This is a genomic window from Methylocapsa palsarum (assembly GCF_900114285.1).
Lineage (GTDB): Bacteria > Pseudomonadota > Alphaproteobacteria > Rhizobiales > Beijerinckiaceae > Methylocapsa > Methylocapsa palsarum.
This window is the reverse complement of sequence record NZ_FOSN01000070.1, coordinates 1-1,185: the sequence shown is the minus strand read 5'-3', so window position 1 is coordinate 1,185 and position 1,185 is coordinate 1. Positions and strand designations below refer to the sequence as shown.

Below are 1,185 nucleotides of genomic sequence, written 5' to 3'. Positions count from 1 at the left end.
CTAGTGTAGTGTCTCACGCAACGCTTTGCAATTAGCTGGTCCGCTGCAGCTGTTGCATTTTCAGCGCCGATCTGCCGCGATTGACTTTGTGGATTATGTCGTTGGCGGATTTTGTCCAAACGAAAGGCTTCGGGTTGGCGTTGTTGTGGTCAATGTAGTCGTGGATCGTTCGTTCGAGTTCCTCCACGGTCTTGAAAGCGCCGCGTCGAATGAGCTGCGTTGTGATCAATCCGAACCAGCGCTCGACAAGATTCAGCCACGATGACGATGTCGGAATAAAGTGGAAGTGAAAGCGCGGGTGTTTGACAAGCCAGTCTTTGATTTCCTGTTTTTTATGGGTCGCATAGTTGTCGGCGATGCAATGGATGTCCAGATGCTTCGGCGTAGTGCGGTCGATGGACTTGAGAAATTTCAGAAATTCCTGATGACGATGCCGCGGCATGCATTGGCCAATGACCTCGCCTTTCAGCACATCGAGCGCTGCAAATAGCGTGGTCGTGCCGTTGCGCTTGTAATCATGCGTCATCGTTCCGGCGCGGCCTTTCTTCATCGGCAAGCCTGGCTGCGTGCGGTCAAGCGCCTGGATCTGGCTCTTCTCGTCGATGCAGAACACCAGGGCGTGGTCGGGCGGGTTCATATAGAGCCCCACGACATCCTCGAGTTTCTCGATAAAATCAGGATCGTTGGATAGCTTGAATGTCCGGACCAAATGCGGCTTCAATCCATTGGCTCGCCAGATGCGCTGCACCGACGCCTTGCTGACGCCGCAGATTTCGGCGATGCGGCGGCAACTCCAGTGGCTCGCCTGCGCCGGCGGTGATTGCGTCATGGCGATAACTTCGGCTTCCTTGGCTCGGACAATGGGCGTGAAGCTCCGCCCTCGCGGGCGATCCTCATAAAGCGCCTTGACCCCGCCTTTCGCAAAACGGCGCCGCCAGTCCAGCACAGTCGGGCGGGAGGTTTCGAGTTCCTTCGCCAGTGCGCTATTCGACTTCCCCGCCGCCGCGCCAAGAACAATCCGCGCCCGCTGCGCGATGCGCTGCTCTGTCTTGCCTGAACCAACAATCCGTTCAAGCTCCGCCCTCTCCTCGGGCGTTATCTCAACAGCTTGACTGCTCGACCACATGAAACAACCGTAACCGAATGAGGCGAATTGTCAAGCTTTGCGTGAGACACTACACTAGC

1 protein-coding gene is annotated in these 1,185 nt (G+C 56.5%); it reads right to left on the bottom strand.

Annotated features, from left to right (window positions below; genetic code table 11):
- Positions 1–31 precede the first annotated feature (31 nt).
- Positions 32–1,126: an IS630 family transposase gene (locus BM177_RS19320; RefSeq protein ID WP_091686928.1), complete on the bottom strand. Its 1,095-nt coding sequence runs from the start codon at positions 1,124–1,126 to the stop codon at positions 32–34.
- Positions 1,127–1,185: the final 59 nt, after the last annotated feature.

What these genes read in the sequence shown, in the direction of transcription:
- BM177_RS19320 (WP_091686928.1), bottom strand. Translation starts at nt 1,126, where the DNA reads ATGTGGTCGAGCAGTCAAGCTGTTGAGATAACGCCCGAGGAGAGGGCG.